The sequence below is a fragment of the Pseudomonas pudica genome, from assembly GCF_015680405.1.
Taxonomy (GTDB): domain Bacteria; phylum Pseudomonadota; class Gammaproteobacteria; order Pseudomonadales; family Pseudomonadaceae; genus Aquipseudomonas; species Aquipseudomonas pudica.
Genome location: NZ_JADLJS010000062.1, coordinates 1 through 21,403, shown reverse-complemented (window position 1 = coordinate 21,403; position 21,403 = coordinate 1). Strand labels below are relative to the sequence as shown.

Sequence of the window (21,403 nt, the reverse complement as noted above, 5' to 3'; positions counted from 1 at the left end):
CTCAAGGCACCTCTGGCATTCAGCTTGCCATTCACCGCTCTCACTTCAGATTCTAATCCCCTCTCAAGACACAAGCTGGCTTGCCGGCGATAGGGCCCTGAAAGGCATAAAGCAACCCTCTAGCGTGCGCCGATACCCTCGGCGTGCATGATCTGCGCAATGATCGGCACCGGAGTCATCAGGTGCGAACGCATCATGGCACTGGCACGCTTGGCGTCCCGGGCCAGAATCACTTCCACCAGTGCCGCATGCTCCTGGCGCTTGAGCTCCAGGGCCTGTTCGGAAAACACCGTCTGGGTCAGCCACAGGTGGCGGTAGCGCTCGGCCTGGTCGAACAGGTAGGTGCGCGCCTGCAGCAGGTGCTTGGAGCCGCAGCCCGAGGCAATGGCCGTGTGGAACGCCTTGTGCCGTTCGTCCCATACATCCAGGCGTTGCTCGCGGGTCTTCACTTCCACCACCTTGGCCAGGGTATGCGAGTGGGCCAGTACCGACGCCTCCCAGGCGTCGTCGCCCCGCTCGATGGCCAGGGTGATGATCATCGCCTCCAGGTTGGCGCGGGCATCGTAGATGTCGTTCATCTCGTCCAGCGACATGGGCGCCACACGGTAGCCTTTCTGGCTGATCGCGTTGACCAGATGCTCGGCCACCAGTTGCGACAGCGCTTCGCGCAGCGGGCCCACGCCCAGGTCGTAGCGTTCCTTCAGGGTGCTCATCAGCAGCTTTTCTCCGGGCTTGAACACGCCGCGGATGATGTCCTTCTTGAGCCTCTCATACCCGCTGAATGCTGAGTTTTGTCGGGGGGCGAGCGCTTCCAAGGTCCTGTTCCTCAAACGGTTTTGTCGATCATACCGAAAGCGTTCGCTGGCGAAAAACAATGGACAAATTCGATGTTTGTCGTTGAAAAATAAAAATGTAGACACTTTGTGTTTATGGCGATAATTTTAGCTCGCCCGCATTGATCCAGGTCACCACCGGACGGCGCCACCCACTTTCTTTACAAGGACACTGCCATGAACGCTTTTACGCAGATCGACGAACTTGTGATGCCACTGCCGCTCGAACCGCGTGGTTTCACCATCGCCCCCTCGAAACAGTCGCCGCGCCTGCTTGAGCTCACCTTTGCCCGTGAAACGGTCGAAGCGTTCGTCCAGGCGGTTGCCCAGTGGCCGGTGCAGGCGCTGGAGTACAAGTCGTTCCTGCGCTTCCGGGTTGGCGAGATCCTCGACGAGCTGTGCCAGGGCACCCTGCGGCCGGTGCTGCTCAATACCATCCTCAACCGCGCCAGCGGCGGCATGCTGATCACCCCGGTCGGCCTGGATGACGTGAGCCAGGCCGAGGACATGGTCAAGTTCACCACCGCCTGCGCCCATCTGATCGGCCGCTCCAACTACGACGCCATGAGCGGCCAGTTCTATGCCCGCTTCGTGGTGGTCAACACCGACAATTCCGACAGCTACCTGCGCCAGCCGCACCGGGTCATGGAGCTGCACAACGATGGCACCTTCGTCAACCAGATCACCGATTACGTGCTGATGCTGAAGATCGACGAAAAGAACATGGAAGGCGGCAACTCGCTGCTGCTGCACCTGGACGACTGGGAGCAGTGCGACGAATTCTTCCGCCACCCGCTGGCCCGTCGCGAAATGCGCTGGACCGCACCGCCGAGCAAGAAGGTGTCCGAAGATGTGTTCCACTCGGTATTCGACACCGATGCCGAAGGCCGCCCGACCATGCGCTACATCGACCAGTTCGTGCAGCCGGAAAACTACGAGGAGGGCATCTGGCTGAACGCCCTGTCCGAGTCGCTGGAAGGCAGCCAGAAGAAGCTTTCGGTACCGGTTGGCGTGGGTAGCTTCCTGCTGATCAACAACCTATTCTGGCTGCATGGCCGCGACCGCTTCACGCCGCACGAAGGCCTGCGCCGCGAGCTGATGCGCCAGCGCGGCTACGTGGCCTTCCCAAAACCGCTGTACCAGCGCGGGCAATAATGACAGGGCGCGGGGCGGGCGCCCGCCCACGCGTCTTTGCACAAAACGATGCCACCAGGGCCCGCGCGGGCCTTGGTGAGCCAGTCAGGCAATGCCTGCGTGTGAGGTAAAGGCTGTGTACGATTTCATCATCATTGGCGGTGGCATTGTGGGCATGTCCACGGCCATGCACCTGATCAAGGTCTACCCGGATGCGAAGATTCTCCTGTTGGAGAAAGAGTCCGGCCCGGCCCGCCACCAGACCGGCCACAACAGCGGCGTGATCCACGCCGGCGTGTATTACACCCCCGGCAGCCTCAAGGCGCGCTTCTGCCTGGAAGGCAACAAGGCCACCAAGGCCTTTTGCACCCAGCACGGTATCCGCTTCGATGAGTGCGGCAAGCTGCTGGTGGCCACCAACGACCTGGAAATGCAGCGCATGAAGGCGCTGTGGGAGCGCACCGCGGCCAATGGCCTGGAGCGCTACTGGCTGTCGGCGGCCGAGCTGCGCGAGCGCGAGCCCAATATCGTTGGCATGGGCGGCATCTTCGTGCCCTCCAGCGGCATCGTCAATTACGCCGAAGTGACTGCAGCCATGGGCGCCGAGTTCCAGCGCGCCGGCGGTGAAATCCGCTATGGCGCCGAGGTGGTCGGCCTGCAGGAGCTGGCCAGCGAAGTGGTCGTGCGCACGCGTGGCGACCATCATAAAGATGAGTTGCGCAGCCGTTTCCTGGTGACCTGCTCGGGCCTGATGGCTGACCGCGTGGTGAGCATGCTGGGCCTGCGTACCGAATTCGTCATCTGCCCGTTCCGTGGCGAGTACTACCTGCTGCCCAAGCAGCACAACCAGATCGTCAACCACCTGATCTACCCGATTCCCGACCCGTCCATGCCGTTCCTGGGCGTGCACCTGACACGCATGATCGACGGCACCGTCACCGTTGGCCCCAATGCCGTGCTGGCAATGAAGCGCGAGGGTTACCGCAAGAGCGACGTCAGCCCCAGCGACCTGTTCCAGACCCTGACCACCCCCGGCATCCTCAAGGTGCTGGCGAAGAACTTCCGCCCTGGCCTGATCGAGATGAAGAACTCGCTGTTCAAGGGTGGCTACCTAAAGCAGGTCCAGAAGTACTGCCCGAGCATCACCAAGGCCGACCTCACGCCTTACCCGGCTGGTGTGCGTGCCCAGGCCGTGTCGCGTGACGGCAAGCTGATCGACGACTTCCTGTTCGTCAACACCGCTCGCAGCGTCAACGTGTGCAACGCGCCGTCTCCGGCCGCCACCTCCGCCATCCCGATCGGCGCCTACATCGTCGACAAGGTCTGTGAGCAGGTTGGCCGCCAGGGCAGTGGTTTCCCCAAGGCCGACCTGGCGCCCCGTCAGCGGGCAGCCGGCTGACCTACCCGCAATACGTTCTGCGGTTTCGTTTTACTCAACCCGTACTGCCCTACTCACCATCTGGGGCAGGGCGGGCTTTTTCGCGCCTGCGTCGGTGACGTGCAAGCCGACGGCCCCTGCGTGGGCAAGACAAAAACAACAAGGTAGCGCCATGCAAACCCACAAGAACAATTTGAGTCATGGATTGAAATCACGGCATGTCACCATGCTGTCCATTGCCGGCGTGATCGGTGCCGGCCTGTTCGTCGGCTCCGGCCGCGCGATTGCCGAAGCAGGGCCCGCCACCATCCTGGCCTATATCCTGGCCGGCGCGCTGGTGGTGCTGGTGATGCGCATGCTGGCCGAAATGGCCGTCGCCTCGCCGGACACCGGTTCGTTCTCTACCTATGCCGACCTTGCCATCGGCAAGTGGGCCGGCTACACCATCGGCTGGCTGTACTGGTGGTTCTGGGTACTGATCATCCCCATCGAGGCCAATATTGCCGCCACCATCATCAACTCCTGGGTCCCGCAGCTGGAAATCTGGGTCTTGTCGTTGGTGATTACCCTGTTGCTGACCGCCACCAACCTGTTCAGCGTGAAGAACTACGGTGAGTTCGAGTTCTGGCTGGCATTGGTGAAGGTGGTGGCCATCGTCGGTTTCATCGCGCTGGGGGTGTGCGCCATTTTCGGCCTGCTGCCAGGCACCGGTGTCAGCGGTGTGTCACGCCTGTGGGATAGCGGCGGCTTCATGCCCAACGGTTTTGGTGCGGTGCTCAGCGCCATGCTGATTACCATGTTCTCTTTCCTCGGCGCCGAGGTGGTGACCATCGCCGCAGCCGAATCCGACGAAGCGGGCAAGCATATTTCCAAGGCCACCAACTCGGTGATCTGGCGGATCACCCTGTTCTATATCCTGTCGATCTTCATCGTCATCGCGCTGGTGCCGTGGACCGACCCGCGCCTGGCCACCGAAGGTTCCTATGTCACGGTGCTGGACACCCTGGGTGTGCCGAATGCCAAGGCCATCATCGACTTCGTGGTGCTTACGTCGGTGACCAGCTGCCTCAACTCATCGCTGTATACCGCGTCGCGCATGGTCTACTCGCTGAGCCGCCGCGGCGATGCACCGGCCTGTGCCCAGGTGACCAGCCGCAGCGGCACTCCCGTGGTAGCTGTGCTGCTGTCCACTGGCGCAGCTTTCCTGGCGGTGATCGCCAACTATCTGGTACCGGCCAAGGTGTTCGGCTTCCTCATGGCCAGCTCCGGCGCGATAGCCTTGCTGGTGTACCTGGTGATCGCCGTTTCCCAGTTGCGCCTGCGCCAGCGCCTGACTGCACAGGGCAAGACACTGGGCTACCGCATGTGGCTGTTCCCGTGGCTGACCTGGGGCGTGATCCTGTTCATCAGTAGCGTACTGGTGCTGATGCTGTTCCGCCCGGATCACCGTCTGGAAGTGGTATCGACCATGGTACTGGCGGTGCTGGTGGTGTGTTCGGGCCTTCTGGTCACACGGCGTCGGGCGCGCGAGGCGGTGGTTGGCCGCGTAGGGCAGGGCGCCTGAGCCGTTCGGCCTGAAGACAGACGAGCAAGTCGCATCAGGCTGTGAGAGGATGTCCGTCATCACAGCCAGGACCCCGAACGCAGCCTGATGAAGACACCCAAAAGAATCGAACCCCTGATCGAAGACGGCTTGGTCGACGAAGTACTGCGGCCGTTGATGAGTGGCAAGGAAGCCGCCGTGTATGTGGTGCGCTGTGGCAACCAGGTGCGCTGCGCCAAGGTCTATAAAGAAGCCAACAAGCGCAGTTTCCGCCAGGCTGCCGAGTACCAGGAGGGCCGCAAGGTTCGCAACAGCCGTCAGGCCCGGGCTATGGCCAAGGGCAGCAAGTACGGGCGCAAGGAGGCCGAAGACGCCTGGCAGAACGCCGAAGTGGCGGCGCTGTTCCGCCTGGCCGGCGCTGGCGTGAGGGTTCCAAAGCCTTACGATTTCCAGGACGGCGTGCTGTTGATGGAGCTGGTGACCGATGCCGACGGTGACGCGGCCCCGCGCCTGAACGACGTGCACCTCGAAGCCGAGGAAGCCCGGGAGTTCCATGCCTTCGTCATTCGCCAGATCGTGTTGATGCTGTGTACCGGGCTGGTGCATGGCGACCTGTCGGAGTTCAACGTGCTGCTTGGCCCGGACGGGCCGGTGATCATCGACCTGCCACAGGCAGTGGATGCAGCGGCCAACAACCATGCCTTCAGCATGCTGCAGCGCGACGTGGACAACATGGCCCATTATTTCGGGCGCTTTGCGCCAGAGCTGAAAAACACCCGATATGCGCAGGAAATGTGGGCCTTGTACGAGGCGGGCGAACTGCGCCCGGACAGCCCGCTGACGGGGCTGTTCGAGGATGACGAGCATGCGGCTGACGTGGCCGGGGTGATGCGCGAGATCGATGCGGCCCGGCTGGATGATGCGCGCCGGCGCGCCGCGCGGGCCGAGTCTGAGCATGGGGCGGCCAGGGCAGAGGAGCCTGCGCCGCCCTGGCTGCAGTGATGTGTTGCCTGTGCCGGCCTCTTCGCGGGCACGCCCGCTCCCACAGGAATCGCGCAGTACTTGTGGGAGCGGGCATGCCCGCGAAGAGGCCGGCACAGGAAAAATGCAGCCATTGCCTTTGACGCAAGACAATATCTCGTCATCTGGCCTTTTCACTGGCGCGCGACAGGCATAAGGTATACGCCGTTCAAATTCCCTGGAGCTGTCATGTCCAACCAATTTCCGTCCGTTCGTCCACGCCGCCTGCGCCAGAACGAGTCCCTGCGCACGATCTTCCAGGAAACCGAGTTCCGCCTTGAAGACCTGATCCTGCCGATCTTCGTCGAAGAGGGCATCGATGATTTCGTGCCGATCACCAGCATGCCGGGCGTCAACCGCATCCCCGAGAAGCTGCTGGCTCAGGAAATCGAGCGCTATGCCCGCGCCGGTATCAAGTCGGTGATGACCTTTGGCGTGTCGCACAACCTGGACGCCGTCGGCAGCGACACCTGGAACGAAAACGGCCTGGTCGCGCGCATGTCGCGCATCTGCAAGGACACCGTGCCGGAAATGGTGGTGATGTCCGACACCTGCTTCTGCGAATACACCAGCCACGGCCACTGCGGCGTGCTGCACGACCACGGCGTGGACAACGACGCCACGCTGGCCAACCTGGGCAAGCAGGCGGTCATCGCCGCCGCTGCCGGTGCCGACTTCATTGCCCCGTCGGCGGCAATGGACGGCCAGGTCCAGGCCATCCGCAGCGCGCTGGATGGTGCCGGCTTCCACGACACCGCGATCATGGCCTATTCCACCAAGTTCGCCTCGTCGCTGTACGGCCCGTTCCGCGAAGCCGGTGGTACCGCGCTGAAGGGCGACCGCAAGAGCTACCAGATGAACCCGATGAACCGCCGCGAAGCCGTGCGCGAGTCGCTGCTCGACGAGCAGGAAGGGGCCGATGTGCTGATGGTCAAGCCGGCCGGTGCCTACCTGGACGTTATTGCCGATATTCGTGCCGCATCCCGCCTGCCGCTGGCGGCGTACCAGGTGAGCGGTGAGTACGCGATGATCAAGTTCGGCGGCCTGGCCGGCGCTATCGATGAAGGCCGGGTGGTGCGTGAAAGCATTGGTGCGATCAAGCGTGCCGGTGCCGATCTGATCCTCACCTACTTCGCCATGGACCTGGCCCGCGAAGGTATCTGATCGCGAGCCGATGCCCATGCAAGCCGCTGCCATCGCAGCGGCTTTTTCTTTACCTGCGCAGCAACCGGTGAGAGGAAAAACACAAAAAATCCGTAAGCGCTGAATTATTTAGTGTCCCGTTGTATCTCATCCCTTAGAGCATTCATCGACAGGGATACGGACATGAAACCTCGTAAGAAAAGCCTCCAGCCAATCGGCCTGAAGGACATCACCATTGTCGACGACGGCAAGATGCGCAAGGCAATCACCGCGGCGGCACTGGGCAATGCAATGGAATGGTTCGACTTCGGCGTCTATGGCTTCGTCGCCTACGCCCTGGGCAAGGTATTCTTCCCCAATGCCGACCCAAGCGTGCAGATGATCGCGGCGTTGGCCACGTTCTCGGTGCCGTTTCTGATCAGGCCTCTGGGCGGGCTGTTCTTCGGTGCCTTGGGCGACCGGTTCGGGCGGCAGAAAATTCTCGCTGCAACCATCGTGATCATGTCGCTCAGCACCTTCGCCATCGGCCTGATACCGTCCTATGCCAGCATCGGTATCTGGGCGCCGATCCTGTTGCTGCTGGCCAAGATGGCCCAGGGCTTCTCGGTGGGGGGCGAGTACACCGGCGCGTCGATCTTCGTCGCCGAATATGCCCCTGACCGTAAACGCGGGTTTCTCGGCAGTTGGCTGGACTTCGGCTCGATTGCAGGGTTCGTGTTGGGTGCCGGTGTGGTGGTGTTGATCTCTACGGTGCTGGGTGAAGACAAGTTCCTCGAATGGGGTTGGCGCCTGCCGTTCTTCCTCGCCTTGCCGCTGGGCATCATCGGCCTGTACCTGCGCCATGCGCTGGAGGAGACACCAGCCTTCCAGCAGCACGTCGACAAGCTGGAGAAAGGCGACCGCGAAGGCCTGGCGACCGGGCCCAAGGTGTCGTTCAGGGAGGTGGCCACCCAGCACTGGCGCAGCCTGGTGACCTGCATTGGCGTGGTGATCGCCACCAACGTCACCTATTACATGCTGCTCACGTACATGCCCAGCTACCTGTCGCACAACCTGCACTACAGCGAAGACCATGGCGTGCTGATCATCATCGCGATCATGGTCGGCATGCTGTTCGTGCAGCCGATGATCGGGCTGCTCAGCGACAAGTTCGGCCGTCGTCCGTTCATCATCGTCGGCAGCGTCGGCCTGTTCGTGCTGGCCATTCCGGCATTCATGCTGATCAACAGCGGCGTACTGGGGGTGATTTTTGCCGGGCTGCTGATCATCGCCGTGCTGCTGAACTTCTTCATCGGCGTGATGGCTTCGACGCTACCGGCAATGTTCCCCACGCACATCCGCTACAGCGCCCTCGCCAGCGCCTTCAATATCTCTGTGCTGATCGCCGGCCTCACCCCGACCATCGCCGCCTGGCTGGTGGAAAGTACTGGCAACCTGTACATGCCGGCCTATTACCTGATGGTGATCGCCGCCGTGGGGCTGGTTACCGGCCTGACCATGAAGGAAACCGCGAACAAGCCGCTGCGCGGCGCGGCACCGGCAGCATCGGATATCGAGGAAGCGCGTGAGTTGCTGCAGGAACACCACCACAACATCGAGCAAAGGATCGAGGACATCGATGCGCAGATTGCCGAACTGGAGGCCAAGCGCAAGTTGCTGGTGCAGCAGCACCCGCGCATCGAGTGATCAGTTTGGCATGTAACCACGCTGCCATGTCCGCGGAATGAACCGCGACACCAGGGCCAGCACGCAGGCCAGCGAGCAGCTGCCGGCTAGCGCTTGCAGGCCCAGGTGGCGCTCCAGCCAGGCACCCAGCGCGGCGCCCAGCAGCATGCCGGCCCAAGGCACCAGTTGCACCCGCCAGCCATTGCGCCGCTCGCCCAGCAGCCAGCGCCCCAGCCCACGCCCGAAACGTGACAGGGCGCCGGTGACGTAGGTCAGGCCGATGGGCAGGCCGTTCACCTGTTCGACCACGGCATTGATCATGCCCATGGCCAACGTGGCAGCGAGCAGCGCTGGAAAGGTCGCAGCCAAGGGCCATGCGGCTGCAAAGCCCAGCAGGGCGGCGACTACCAGCAGCACCGGCCAGGCCCTGCGGCGGAAAGCGCGCGCCAGCAGCACGCCCAGGGCGTTGCCGACGACGAAGCCCAGCACCGCAGCACTCAGCCGCAGCACCAGGGCCAGGTCCGCATCGCTGATGGCGACGGCCAGGCGCGTGGTGTTGCCACTCATGAACGACACGAAGTCGCCCAGCGCTAGCAGGCCGATGGCATCGGTCATGCCGGCTAGTACGGACAGGCCGGCGACCAGGCCGAGGCCCACGCGACCACGCAGCATCTGCAGGCGCAGCCGCTTGGCTGTGCGTGCGGGGAGGGTGTTGGGCAGCATGCTCGGGAGCTCAGCGAGGCATTTCGCGGGCCAGGGTGCTCTTGATGGTGCGCTCCACTACATCGACCAGCACCATTGTCTGGTGGTCCACTTCGATGTTGAGCAGCTCGCCGGCCTTGTAGCTGGGGAAGGTGGTCTGGCGCAGGGTTTCCGGGATCAGGTTGATGGTGATCACATTGTCATCGACATCGGCTACGGTCAGGCTGCAGCCGTTGACCCCGATGAAGCCGCGTGGGAACACGTACTTGCCCCATTCCGGTGGCATGCGGAACTTGATGAAAGCGCCGGTTTCCTTGATCGACAGCTCGACGATTTCGGCGGTGGTGGCGATATGACCGGCCATCAGGTGGCCGCCGACTTCGGCGTTCATCTTCGCCGAGCGTTCGATGTTGACGCCCTGGCCGGCCTTGAAGTTGCGCAGGTTGGTGCGCTCGAGGGTGGCGGTCATGGCGTCGAACCTGACCTGCGTGCCCTGGATTTCGGTGACCGACAGGCAGGTGCCTTCGACACTGACGCTGGCGCCGATCTTCAGTTCGTCGAGCAGTTCGGGGGTGAGGTCGATGGTGAACTGGTTGTGGCCCGGGTAGGTGGTCACATCAAGCAGAGGGCGGACGGCCTGGACGATGCCGGTGTACATGGAGTTGCTCCTGGGCACGGAAAAGAAAACTTCCGAACGCTATGCCCGTGGAGCGGTAAAAGCAAGCCGGCCATTTGGAACTGCACATAACTCATTGAATTAGCAGGGACCCTGTGGGAGCGGCTTTAGCCGCGAACACCGGCGCAGCCGGTGCCATGCACCGCGTTGGATTCTTCGCGGCTAAAGCCGCTCCCACGGGGTACGAGGATCGCTTGCGAATTCAGTTATCTGTGCGACAGCGCGGCCTGAAGGGCTGGGCAATCTCCCACAGGTATCGCGTGGCTGCCGTTCCGAGCTTCACCGGCGAAGGCAATGGGGCAAATACAATTCAGACATGGCCGCTGCTGTTGACGATCCGCAGGCACAGTGCCTCATAAGGGTCCAGGTTCACCATCAGCCGCCCATCCTCGGTCAAATCCCCTTCGACCGTTTCATTGATCATGTCCACCACCGGCCCCGGCGTGAACCCGGTCAGTTGCAGCTCCTCGGCGATCACTTCCTGGCCAAAGTTCAGCGCAGTGATCTGGATGCCACGCCCGGCCGGCAGCTCATGCACCATCACCAGCAAGCCGGGGCTGCTGACTTCGGGCACCAGCACCTGGCGGCTGGTGGCGATGCCATAGGCCTGACGCACCGCCAGCAGTTTCTTCACCTTGCAGGCAAACGAATTGCCGTTTTCCAGCTGGCTGTCCAGGCTGCCATACAGCGCCCGGGCACGGGGCATGCCGCGCACAGACGTCTGAGCCTGCGGCTCGAGCCCGGCCAGGTCGTAGCCGCCGCGGTGAATCCAGCGGGTATCGCCATCGAGCATCCGCTGCGCGACCGCTTCGGCGGGCAAGGGCAGGGCGCCCACCAGGTCCCAGCCGGACAGCGCCACCACACCTGGCTGCATGGCGTTGTACATGACCAGCAGCAGGTGCACCTTCTGGATCAGCTCGATTTCTGCCACCCCGATCTGCCCAAGATCGCGGATGCCCAGTGCAGCGGCGATCAGGCTGGCCGTGGTACAGGATATGCCATTGGTGACGAAGCGCAGGTTGTACGGCGCATGTTCGCCCGACAGCCGTTCGTAGATCTCTTCGCGGATGTGCTCGCGCAGGATGCCGCCGGGCAAGGTCTGGCCCTTGTACAGGTACATGTCATGTGCATGCAGGGTCCAGAAATGCACCAGTTCCACGGTCAGCTCGTCATGGTTCTGCAAGGCATGGATCAGCGAAGCTGGGTCGATGCCGAAGGCATGCATCTCCTTGAGCATCAGGCGCAGGAACTCGGTGTCGCCGGTCAGCAGTGCATGCTGGTAGGCCGGCCGGGTAATGAAATCGTAGGACAGGTCGGCACCGCCTCTGGACATCTGCGCGATGTCGTCGAGGGTCAGGTTCAGTTCCTGGAAGCTGAAACCGCCGGCCTTGCGGATCATGCCGCCGATCAGCTGGTTGCCGACGATCGACAGCGGGTGGCTTTCCGACCAGGCAGTGCCGCTGGCGCGGGTCTCCACGCCGAGAAAGCCGTTGGCATCCAGGCGCAGGCCGCGCGCACCCAGGCAGTCCAGGGCGTGCAGGGCATCGCCAATGATCATCTGCTGGGCGGCGAAGGTCGGGTCCAGCCAGTTCAGCGACGGCTGGCCTTCCTTGAAATAGTGCAGGTACACCCAGCGTCGGGTCTTGCCATCCACACCGGTCACCGGCGGTGTGGCGCTCCAGTCGGTTTCCTTCACGCCTGGTTCGAAGAAGATCACCCGTTGCAGTTGGCCGACGATGTAGTGGCGGGCCTTGAGTTCGTCGCACTGGGCCGGCAGCAGGTTGACCGCATCTCGCCCGGCAGGCACTTCGGGCAGTAGCGGCCAGTCTTCCTCGCGGATTTCGACCATGTGGTACAGCCCCGGGTAGGGACCGTAGGCCAGTTCGGCCAGGCGGAAGTCGGCGCCCTTGCCAGTGTGCGAGGGGATCAGGTCGTCGATGGTCACGGCGTTGTGCGCGGCGGCCATGCGGCTCATCTGGATCAGCTCCTGTTCGCTGCCGTACAGCGGGTCGATGTCGAAACTGATGCGGTCGAAGTTGCCGTCCACGCTGGGTGTGAGTTCACGCCCGCGAATGCCGCCGGACAACTTGATCGGGCCGGTGTGCAGGCCCTGGATACCGATCTCCGACAAGCGCTTCCACAGCGCTTCGTGGGCCAGCGCACCGAGCACTGAACAGCCTTCGGGGGCGATGATGGCATCGGGGTAGACGGTCAGCCAGACCGATGCGATTTCAGTGGCGCGTCGGGGTTGGGCTTCGGCGTAGGGTTGCTGCCACAGGCGCGACTGGCCCGAGTACAGATGGGTGCGTTGCTGGGAGGCCCTGAGCATGGCGCGGTCTTCGAGCCATTTGACGTATGACGGGTCGGGTTGGGTCATTTCGCGTCCTCTTTGCGTGTCGGCAGCGGCTCAGGTTATGACGGTTGTGGCGGCTGATCGTTCGGCTTGAGAATGCTTCGTGGGCTTGCTGATCTGTTTGCCAGCCTGGGAGGCGACTTCCAGGGCTTGGCCGTCCCGTTGTTTGCCCTGGCGAGCCAGGCCTTCAAGCTGCGGAATCAGCATGCCCTCCGGCAAATGTCGCCAGAACCGCCCGGGCATGTGCAGGCGCAAGGCGTCGGGGTTCAGGCGCGCAGGGTTGAAGGTATGACGATAGTAGGTGCGCCATAATTCGGCGCCAGGGTCTTCGGCGTTGCGGGCCCACTGGCGCCAGGGTTCGGGGCACTGGCGCTGGTAGTCGAATGCCTGGCCATCGAAGCGTATGCCGTCGTGCGCCGTGGCAATCACCCAGCGCAAACGCCCAAGGCGGTCAGCGAAATGCGCACTGGCGCTTTCCAGAACGTCATGCGCCGGCTCGTGATAGGCCACCAGGTCAAGTTGCAGCTGTTCGGCCAAAACTTCGGGGAGTGGCACGAAGCGCACAAACGCATGCAGGTGGTGTGCTTCGCGATTGACCTGCTTGATCCGTCTTTGCAGCTCGCTACCCAGTCGGTCACCCGCCAGCATTGCAGTACGGTCACCATGGGCCACCCGCCAAAGTACCTCGTAAAGCAGGTTCCAGCGGTGCTCGCCACGGTAGCGGGCGGCCTGTTCCAGCTGGCTCAGCAGCGCCGCTGGCACCTTGGCGCGAAACGGACCGGAGCCCTCAGGCAGCGCTGTCGGTACGGCCAGCAAATCAGCCACCGGCCCTTGCGCCCAGGTCACCTCCGACGGGTCGATGCCATGCCCCAGCAACACCCGGGCCTGGTCACGCCAGGTGGCGAACAGGCCGTCGCAGTCGAGCGCGATCATCCCCACAAGCCCATCTGCACCGGCGCCTGCGGTTCACGCAAGCGCGCTCTCAGCAGGCCGCTGCGCAGCTCGGCCTGGGCCGGGCGGTAGTCGCTGGTGACAATGAACGGCCGCGCCTTGTCCAGTACGCAGCGCAGCTGGATCAGGTCATCGTAGCGAATGCGCCGTTCGCGTCGCAGGGCTACCAGCCGCTGCACGCTGCGCAGGCCGATGCCGGGGATGCGCGCCAGTAGCGCTGGCTCGGCACGGTTCACGTCCAGCGGGAACACTTCGCGGTTGGCCAGCGCCCAGGCCAGCTTGGGGTCGATGTCCAGTGCCAGGTTGCCGCTCTGGCCCAGCAGCTCGCCGGCCTTGTAGCCATAGCCACGCAGCAGGAAGTCAGCCTGGTACAGGCGGTGCTCGCGCAGCAGCGGTGGTGCCGCCAGGGGAACGCTGTCGGGGCTGTCAGGAATGGGGCTGAAGGCAGAGTAGTACACGCGCTTGAGGCCGTAGCCCTGGTACAGCGATTCGGCATTGCGCAGCAATGTGCTGTCGTCGGTGCTGTCGGCCCCGACGATCACCTGGGTGCTTTGCCCGGCTGGGGTAAAGCGCGGCGCCTTGGGTTCGTGGGCCACGGCTTGCTGGCCCTGATGGATCACGCCCATGGCCTGGCGAATGGTGTGCGCCTGTTTCTCTGGTGCCAGGCGTTTCAGGCTGGCGTCGGTCGGCAGCTCGATGTTGACGCTGAGCCGGTCTGCCAGGCGCCCGGCCTCTTCGATCAGCAGCGGGTCGGCATCGGGGATGGTCTTTAGGTGAATGTAGCCGCGGAACTCATGCTCTTCGCGCAACAGCCGCGCCACACGAATCAGCTGCTCCATGGTGTAGTCCGCCGAGCGGATGATGCCGGAGCTGAGGAACAGGCCGCTGATGCAGTTGCGCCGGTAGAAATCCAGGGTCAGCCGGACCACTTCCTCGGGGCTGAAGCGCGCGCGTGGCACGTTGCTGGAGCGGCGGTTGACGCAATACTGGCAGTCGTAGAGGCAGAAGTTGGTCAGTAGCACCTTGAGCAGCGAGACGCAGCGCCCGTCGGGGGTGTAGCTGTGACAGATGCCCATGCCATTGGTAGCACCCAGGCCATCAGCCCCGCGCGAGTTGCGCTTGGGCGCGCCGCTGCTGGCGCAGGATGCGTCGTACTTGGCAGCATCGGCAAGGATGCCGAGTTTGGCGATGAGTTGCATGGCGGCTGACCTGTGATACTGAATATTCATACAGTATTTTGAGATGTGACGGATTGCAAGTGATTGTGCGCCGGCCACGCCCGACTGAATCCGTCATCTAAGCTTGTGGCTGAACCTACGGATGGCAACGAGGCAAGGGAGAGGTTATGAAGATCACCATCAAGCCGGCAGTGGCGCTGACCGGGCTGGCTTTGGCATTCGGCATGCTGGGTGCCCAGGCCGCGGAAACCAGGAAGGTCGATGTCATGCTGGTGGGCGGCGGCATCATGAGTTCAACCCTGGCCGTCTGGCTCAATGAGCTGGAGCCGGGTTGGTCGATGGAAATGGTCGAGCGCCTGGACAAGGTCGCCGAAGAAAGCTCCAACGGCTGGAACAACGCCGGCACCGGCCACTCGGCCCTGGCCGAGCTGAACTACACCCCGGAGAAGGACGGCAAGATCGATATCAGCAAGGCGGTAGAGATCAACGAGTCGTTCCAGGTCACCCGCCAGTTCCTGGCCTGGCAGGTGAAGCAGGGCGTGTTGAAGAACCCGCATTCCTTCATCAACACCACCCCGCACATGAGCTTCGTCTGGGGCGACGACAACATTCGCTTCCTGAAGAAGCGCTACGAGGCGCTGCAGGCCAGCCCGCTGTTCAAGCCCATGCAGTACTCCGAGGACCACGAACAGATCCGCAAGTGGGTACCGCTGATGATGGAAGGCCGTGACCCCAACCAGAAACTGGCCGTGACCTGGACGCCGATCGGCACCGACGTCAACTTTGGCGAAATCACTCGGCAGTACGTGGGTTATCTGCAGACCCGGCCGAACTTCGACCTCAAGCTGTCGAGCGAAGTGCAAGCCATCACCCGCAACGACGACGGCTCTTGGCATGTCGAGTACAAGAACCTCAAGGACGGTAGCAGCTCTGCCACCGACGCCAGGTTCCTGTTCATCGGCGCCGGTGGTGCAGCGCTGCCATTGCTGCAGAAGTCGGGCATCGATGAGGCCAAGGACTATGCCGGTTTCCCGGTCGGTGGTTCGTTCCTGGTCACCGACAACCCGGCCATCGCCCAACGTCACATGGCCAAGGCCTACGGTATCGCCGCCACCGGCGCACCACCGATGTCGGTGCCGCATTTGGACACCCGCGTGCTCGATGGCAAGCGCATGATCCTGTTCGGGCCGTTCGCCACCTTCTCGACCAAGTTCCTCAAGCAGGGCTCGCTGCTTGACCTGTTCGCCAGCGCCAGTGTGCACAATGCCTGGCCTATGGTCAGGGTCGGGGTGCGCGAGTTCGACCTGGTGCAGTACCTGATCGGCCAGGTGCTGCAATCCGACGATGACCGTTTCGAAGCGTTGCGCACCTACTTCCCCGGGGCGAAGAAGGAAGACTGGCGGCTGTGGCAGGCAGGGCAGCGGGTGCAGATCATCAAGAAGGACGAAGCATTGGGTGGCGTGCTCAAGCTCGGCACTGAAGTGGTGGCGTCCAGCGATGGCAGCATTGCCGGCTTGCTGGGGGCTTCGCCTGGCGCCTCGACCGCGCCGCCAATCATGCTCGATGTGCTGAGCAAGGTGTTCAAGGACAAGATGGCATCACCGCAGTGGCAGGCGAAGATCAGGCAGATCATCCCGTCCTACGGCATTCGCCTAAACGACCACCCGGACCAGGTGCAGAAAGAGTGGGCGTACACCAACGAGGTGTTGCAGCTGAGCGTTCCCGAGAGCGTCGTTACGCCGTAGCAAGGTACCGTGCGGCCCTTCCGGGCAGCTCACTCCCATGAACTGCGCATGAGTCGCTGGTTCAGTGAGGTTCTGTAGGAGCAGCCTTGTGCTGCGAAGAAGTCGATACTGGCAAAGGCTGTTCATTGCGTGTACCGGCTTCTTCGCAGCACAAGGCTGCTCTTGCAATGTGTGGGTTGCGGCCTTCCTTCAGCGACTCGACGAAGCCGCGCGCGAACCATACCAGGGCCATGGCAGTGAACGTCCTGCACCAGGCCTGCCCCAAAGGCAGCGCTTGGGCAGCCACGGCAGCAGTGGCGCGATCACCTGTGGTCTTGTTGTGATTGGGCAGTGCGCTCGGGTGGGCGATGTCGAGGGTGTGGAAGCGGAAATGGGCAAAGCCGAACAGTCGCTGCAGGCGAGCCAGCTTCAGCTTGACGCTGTAGTAGGCATCGAGGTTGTCGATGCCTGTCACCTCGATGCCTGCTTCGCACAGGCGCCGCGCAACGTGGTAGCCGATGAAGCCGGCCACGCCGGTAATCAGTACGGGCATGCTGGCTGTACCTGGCCACGGCCGATGCCGTAGTAAGTCAGGCCGGCAGCGGCCATGTGCTCGGGTTCGAACAGGTTGCGGCCGTCGAACACCACCCGGTCGGCCAGTTGTTGCGGCACCTTGTCCAGGTTGAGTACACGGTAATCCTGCCATTCGGTGACGATCACCAGGGCATCGGCGCCGCGCAGCGCATCGTCCTTGCACGGTACCAGTTGCAGGTCGGCGCGCGGGCCATAGTGGCGCTGGATCTCTTCCATGGCCTGTGGGTCATGGGCCTGTACCCGCACGCCGGCGGCCCACAGCGCCTCCAGCAGGACCCGGCTGGAGGCCTCGCGGATATCATTGGTGTTGGGCTTGAACGACAGCCCCCACAAGGCAAAGACCTTGCCCCGCAGGCCGCGTGGGTAGTGGCGCTGGATCTTGCTGAACAGTCGGCCCTTTTGCTGCTCGTTGACCGATTCCACCGCACGCAGCAGCTGCGGCTCGAAGCCTTCGGCCTCGGCGCTGCGGCGCAGGGCTTGCAGGTCCTTGGGGAAGCACGAGCCACCAAAACCGCAGCCGGCATAGATGAAGTCGTAGCCGATGCGCGGGTCCGAGCCGATGCCACGGCGTACCATTTCGATGTCGGCGCCCAGGTGCTCGGCCAGGTTGGCGATTTCGTTGATGAACGAGATCTTGGTCGCCAGCATGCAGTTGGCCGCGTACTTGGTCAGCTCGGCGCTGCGCGCATCCATGACCATGAGCTTTTCGCGGTTGCGGCTGAACGGCAGGTACAGCTCGCGCAGCAGTTCTACCTCGGCTGGTTCCGCGCCACCGATGATGATGCGCTCCGGGCGCATGCAGTCATCGACTGCCGAGCCTTCCTTGAGGAACTCGGGGTTGCTGACGACGCGGAAGCGGCTGGTGTCGGCCACGGCCTGGGCGATGCGCGCCTTGATGCGGTGCACCGTACCGACCGGCGCGGTGGATTTGTTGACGATCACCTTGGGACCGTCGGCATGTTCGAGGATGCTGTCGACCACGGCGAATACGTGCTTCAGGTCGGCACTGCCGTCGGCCTGTGGCGGGGTGCCGACGGCAATGAACTGCAAGCTGGCGTAGTTGGCCGCTTCGCTGGCGTCGGTGGTGAAGCGCAGGCGACCGCAGGCCAGGTTCTTCTCCAGCATCGGCGCAAGGCCGGGTTCGAAGATCGGGCAATGGCCTGCATTGAGGCTGGCGACCCGCTCGGCGTCGATATCCATGCACAACACCGAATGCCCCACCTGGGCCAGGCACACCGCCTGGGTGAGGCCGACATAGCCGGTACCGAAAACCGTGACCTTCATTTGACAGCTCCTTGGCGAGAAAGCTGAAAAAACATGTCACATCGTTGTTTAGATCTTGTTACTTGCGCAGGCCGCTGCCTCCTGGGCGGCGTTCCACAGTTGCTGGCGGAACCAGCGCCGCAAGGGGTCGGCGTGAGTGCGTTCGTGCCATATCTGCATCACCTCGATCGCTGGCAATGCCAGCGGCAGCGGGTACATGAGCAGGTCGTCATCACGCTCTGTGGCTTCGATGGCCAGCGAGCGCAAACAGGTGAGCAGCAGGTCGCTGCCGCGCAGCAGGCGCGAGGGGGCGACGAAGCTCGACAGGCCAGCCACGACCCGCCGTTGCATGCCCTGGCTGCGCAAGGCGCGGTCGACCAGGCCATCGAGGTCGCCGGTGAGGGTGGTGAGCAGGTGATCGCTGGCGAGGAAGCTATCGAGGTCCAGGCCCTGGTCCGCCGCTGGATGACTGCGCGAGGCCAGCACAACGAAGTGTTCGTTGAGCAGGCGCTGTTGGTGGAAGGTTTCCGGGAGGTCGGTATAGAACCCGGCAACGGCCAGGTCACAGGTGCCTTTCTCCAGCTCTTCGCGAGGGAGCTGGCCACGGGTGTTGTGGGTCACCAGCGTCAGGTTCGGTGCCTGACTGCGCAGGATCGGCAGCAGCCTGGGCAACAGCGTCTGTTCTACATAGTCGGTGCTGTACAGGTGCAGGCGGGCAGGGCGGGCGAGGAAATCCCGGCCTTCGCAGCGTTCATAGAAACCCTCCAGGCCCACTACCAGGCGCTCTACCTCGGGCGCCAGTTCGTGGGCACGTGGTGTCGGGGTCAGGCCCCTGGGCGCGCGGACGAACAGGGGGTCACCAAACTGGTGACGCAGCTTGTTGAGCTTGTGGCTGAGCGCGGGCTGGCTCAGCGCCATGCGCTGGGCGGCAAGGGTGGCGTTGCGTTCCTGATACAGCACATGGAACAGGTACAGCAGGTTGAGGTCCTTGCTGGAGATATTCATTTTATGGATCGCAGACATGAGGGCTTTCGAATTAACGAATCATAGCCTTGCCATTAGCATGAATGCATCCCGCCAACGTGAGCGGAAGGCCTATTTGCTGATCTGGAGATTGTTGCATGACCAAGATATCCCGGCTTGCCTTGGCTGTTGCTGGCACCCTGCTTGCCGCCGGTGCCCATGCCGCACCCAAAGGTGAAGTGCTGGTGCTGCTGTCCAGCGAGCACCAGCTGCCGCTGCAGGAGGGCAAGCGCTACGCCACCGGCTACTACCTCAACGAGTTCGGCGTGCCTGCCGACCAGTTGCTCAAGGCTGGCTACAAGCTGGTGCTGGTTACCCCAAAGGGTAATGCCCCGCGCGTCGACCAGCGTTCGATCGATCCAAGCTACTTTGCCGGTGATGCGGCGGAGATGCGGCGGATCGAGAAGGTCGTGCAAGGCCTGCCGGGCATTGACGATACCCTGTCGGTGAAGGAAGTCCTGGCAGGTGACCTGGAGCGCTATGCCGGGCTGTTCATCCCCGGCGGCCATGCGCCGTTGATCGACCTGGCCAACAACCCGGACGTGGGCGGCTTGCTGCGGCATTTCCACCAGGCCGGCAAGCCCACAGCCGCCATCTGCCACGGCCCCATTGCCTTGCTCTCGGCCCAGCAGGACCCGGCGAGCTACCAGTCGGCGCTGGCGCGTGGTGAAAAGCCGGCAGCCACCGACTGGCTGTACAAGGGTTACAGGATGACCATCTTCTCCGACCCGGAGGAGCAGGTGTTCGAGGGTTCGCTCAAGGACCAGCGGCTGTTGTTCTACCCGGCCAACGCCATGGCAATGGCAGGAGGCGACATGGGCTACGCCAAGGCCTGGCAGCCCAATGTGGTGGTGGACCGCGAACTGATCACCGGGCAGAACCCGTTCTCGGACAAGGCGCTGGCCAAAGTATTGCTGGAAAAGTTGGCTGGGCAGGCAAAGCCCTCTGATCAAGGCATCTAGACTTACAAGTGGCCTGCACCGGGCAACGCTCGGCAGGCCGATACCATTCAACCGACCACCGCCTCCCCGGAGCGGATGTCCCTCGCTGGCGATGGCCTTCTTTGCAGAGGAGGGCAGGTCATGGACGAGGCAAGGCTTCACGACTTCATGGGCAAGCTGGTGGGCGACATGGGCGCGGCGGCGACATTGGCCAACGTGATTCTTGGCGACGAACTGGGGTTGTACCGGGCCATGGCCGACAGCCAGCCGACCACCCCCGAGGCGCTGGCGGAAAAGACCGGCTGCCACCCGCGGCTGGTGCGCGAATGGCTCAGCGCCCAGGCCGCATCGGGCTACATGGTGCATGACAAGGGCCTTTTCGTGTTGCCTGAAGAGCAGGCCATGGCCCTGGCGCTGGAGGATTCGCCGGCCTACATGGCCGGTGGCGCGGCAGTGGTGGCAGCGCTGTTCCATGACAAGGACAAGCTGGTCGCGGCCATGCGCGGCGACGGCGGGCTGGCCTGGGGCGACCATCACCCCTGCATGTTCAGTGGCACCGAGCGGTTCTTCCGGCCGGGTTATCGCACCTTCCTGGTGGCCGAATGGCTACCGGCGCTGGAGGGCGTGGTAGCCAAGCTGCAGGCGGGCGCCAAGGTGGCGGATGTGGGCTGTGGGCACGGTGCTTCGACGCTGGTCATGGCCCAGGCGTTCCCGGCATCCACCTTCGTCGGCTACGACTACCACGGGCCTTCCATCGTCACCGCCAACGAGCGGGCCCGCGAGGCGGGGTTGGCGGGGCGTGTGAGCTTCCAGCAGGCCACTGCCAAGGACTACCCGGGGCATGACCATGACCTGGTGTGCTTCTTCGATTGCCTGCACGACATGGGTGACCCGGTGGGGGCCGCGAAACATGCCTACCGCGCGTTGAAGGCAGACGGCACGGTGATGTTGGTGGAGCCTTATGCCGAGGACTCGCTGGAGGGCAACCTGACACCGGTCGGGCGCTTGTTCTATGCGGCATCGACGTTTATCTGCACGCCCAATTCGTTGTCGCAGGAGGTGGGGCTGGGGCTGGGCGCGCAGGCGGGGGAAGCGCGGTTGCGGGCGGTGTTCGAGGAGGCGGGGTTCAGCCGGTTCTGGCGGGCGACGCAGACGCCGTTCAACCTCATTCTGGAGGCTCGGAAGTAGAGTTAAGCCTGTGCCGGCCCGTTAGCCGGGCCACCCCCGAAAAGGGCGGGGCGGCAAAAACAAAAAGGGGGCCATGAGGGGGCCCCCCGTTGAT

General features: G+C 63.3%; 17 protein-coding genes and 1 pseudogene. 9 read left to right on the top strand and 9 right to left on the bottom strand.

Annotation, left to right across the window (positions count from 1 at the left end; all coding sequences use genetic code 11):
* Window positions 1-119: 119 nt before the first annotated feature.
* The gene (gene csiR, locus IRZ77_RS24825) at window positions 120-815 is read right to left on the bottom strand and encodes a DNA-binding transcriptional regulator CsiR (protein ID WP_015270630.1); all 696 of its coding nucleotides are present in this window, start codon (window positions 813-815) and stop codon (window positions 120-122) included.
* A gap of 195 nt (window positions 816-1,010) precedes the next feature.
* Between csiR and glaH the strand changes: the two genes are divergently transcribed.
* The 6 genes from glaH to proP all read left to right on the top strand — a co-directional run bounded on the left by glaH (window position 1,011) and on the right by proP (window position 8,737).
* Complete coding sequence (gene glaH / locus IRZ77_RS24820; RefSeq protein WP_046616580.1) at window positions 1,011-1,988, top strand: glutarate dioxygenase GlaH; 978 nt, start codon at window positions 1,011-1,013, stop codon at window positions 1,986-1,988.
* A 115-nt stretch (window positions 1,989-2,103) separates the two neighbouring features.
* Window positions 2,104-3,366: an L-2-hydroxyglutarate oxidase gene (lhgO, locus tag IRZ77_RS24815; protein WP_046616579.1), complete on the top strand. Its 1,263-nt coding sequence runs from the start codon at window positions 2,104-2,106 to the stop codon at window positions 3,364-3,366.
* A 151-nt stretch (window positions 3,367-3,517) separates the two neighbouring features.
* The gene (gabP, locus tag IRZ77_RS24810; protein ID WP_046616578.1) at window positions 3,518-4,909 is read left to right on the top strand and encodes a GABA permease; all 1,392 of its coding nucleotides are present in this window, start codon (window positions 3,518-3,520) and stop codon (window positions 4,907-4,909) included.
* Window positions 4,910-4,996: 87 nt separating this feature from the next.
* Window positions 4,997-5,890, top strand: a complete 894-nt coding sequence (locus IRZ77_RS24805) for a PA4780 family RIO1-like protein kinase (RefSeq protein ID WP_196174566.1) — start codon at window positions 4,997-4,999, stop codon at window positions 5,888-5,890.
* Between the two features lie 207 nt (window positions 5,891-6,097).
* Window positions 6,098-7,072: a porphobilinogen synthase gene (gene hemB / locus IRZ77_RS24800; RefSeq protein ID WP_013972900.1), complete on the top strand. Its 975-nt coding sequence runs from the start codon at window positions 6,098-6,100 to the stop codon at window positions 7,070-7,072.
* A gap of 162 nt (window positions 7,073-7,234) precedes the next feature.
* Window positions 7,235-8,737: a glycine betaine/L-proline transporter ProP gene (proP, locus tag IRZ77_RS24795; protein WP_196174565.1), complete on the top strand. Its 1,503-nt coding sequence runs from the start codon at window positions 7,235-7,237 to the stop codon at window positions 8,735-8,737.
* On the opposite strand, the gene IRZ77_RS24790 is transcribed toward proP, so the two are convergent.
* From IRZ77_RS24790 to IRZ77_RS24770, 5 genes are all read right to left on the bottom strand, one after another.
* Window positions 8,738-9,439 carry a YoaK family protein gene (locus IRZ77_RS24790; RefSeq protein WP_046616574.1) on the bottom strand — a complete coding sequence of 234 codons (702 nt, stop codon included), beginning with the start codon at window positions 9,437-9,439 and terminating at the stop codon, window positions 8,738-8,740.
* 10 nt (window positions 9,440-9,449) lie between these two features.
* The gene (locus IRZ77_RS24785) at window positions 9,450-10,076 is read right to left on the bottom strand and encodes a riboflavin synthase subunit alpha (protein ID WP_196174564.1); all 627 of its coding nucleotides are present in this window, start codon (window positions 10,074-10,076) and stop codon (window positions 9,450-9,452) included.
* 328 nt (window positions 10,077-10,404) lie between these two features.
* Complete coding sequence (treS, locus tag IRZ77_RS24780) at window positions 10,405-12,471, bottom strand: maltose alpha-D-glucosyltransferase (RefSeq protein WP_046616572.1); 2,067 nt, start codon at window positions 12,469-12,471, stop codon at window positions 10,405-10,407.
* A 30-nt stretch (window positions 12,472-12,501) separates the two neighbouring features.
* Window positions 12,502-13,386, bottom strand: coding sequence for a TIGR03915 family putative DNA repair protein (locus tag IRZ77_RS24775; protein WP_046616570.1), 885 nt, complete (start codon window positions 13,384-13,386; stop codon window positions 12,502-12,504).
* Window positions 13,377-14,597 carry a putative DNA modification/repair radical SAM protein gene (locus tag IRZ77_RS24770; RefSeq protein WP_196174563.1) on the bottom strand — a complete coding sequence of 407 codons (1,221 nt, stop codon included), beginning with the start codon at window positions 14,595-14,597 and terminating at the stop codon, window positions 13,377-13,379. Before IRZ77_RS24770 ends, IRZ77_RS24775 begins: the two co-directional genes overlap by 10 nt.
* Window positions 14,598-14,743: 146 nt before the next feature.
* Between IRZ77_RS24770 and mqo the strand changes: the two genes are divergently transcribed.
* A complete protein-coding gene (gene mqo, locus IRZ77_RS24765) occupies window positions 14,744-16,321 on the top strand; it encodes a malate dehydrogenase (quinone) (protein WP_046616567.1) in 1,578 nt (525 codons plus the stop codon).
* Between the two features lie 328 nt (window positions 16,322-16,649).
* Here mqo and IRZ77_RS24760 read toward each other — a convergent pair.
* From IRZ77_RS24760 to IRZ77_RS24750, 3 genes and pseudogenes are all read right to left on the bottom strand, one after another.
* Window positions 16,650-16,853, bottom strand: a pseudogene (locus IRZ77_RS24760) (NAD-dependent epimerase/dehydratase family protein); the annotation flags it as partial.
* A complete protein-coding gene (locus IRZ77_RS24755) occupies window positions 16,841-18,178 on the bottom strand; it encodes a UDP-glucose dehydrogenase family protein (protein ID WP_135002691.1) in 1,338 nt (445 codons plus the stop codon). The pseudogene IRZ77_RS24760 and the gene IRZ77_RS24755, both read right to left, overlap by 13 nt.
* 48 nt (window positions 18,179-18,226) lie before the next feature.
* On the bottom strand, window positions 18,227-19,162 hold the full coding sequence (locus IRZ77_RS24750; protein WP_196174562.1) for a LysR family transcriptional regulator: 936 nt from the start codon (window positions 19,160-19,162) through the stop codon (window positions 18,227-18,229).
* Between the two features lie 116 nt (window positions 19,163-19,278).
* On the opposite strand from IRZ77_RS24750, the gene IRZ77_RS24745 reads away from it, so the two are divergent.
* Together IRZ77_RS24745 and IRZ77_RS24740 are read left to right on the top strand one after the other, a co-directional pair.
* Window positions 19,279-20,142: a type 1 glutamine amidotransferase domain-containing protein gene (locus tag IRZ77_RS24745; protein WP_196174561.1), complete on the top strand. Its 864-nt coding sequence runs from the start codon at window positions 19,279-19,281 to the stop codon at window positions 20,140-20,142.
* Between the two features lie 120 nt (window positions 20,143-20,262).
* On the top strand, window positions 20,263-21,309 hold the full coding sequence (locus IRZ77_RS24740; protein WP_196174560.1) for a class I SAM-dependent methyltransferase: 1,047 nt from the start codon (window positions 20,263-20,265) through the stop codon (window positions 21,307-21,309).
* The last annotated feature ends 94 nt before the right edge of the window (window positions 21,310-21,403 follow it).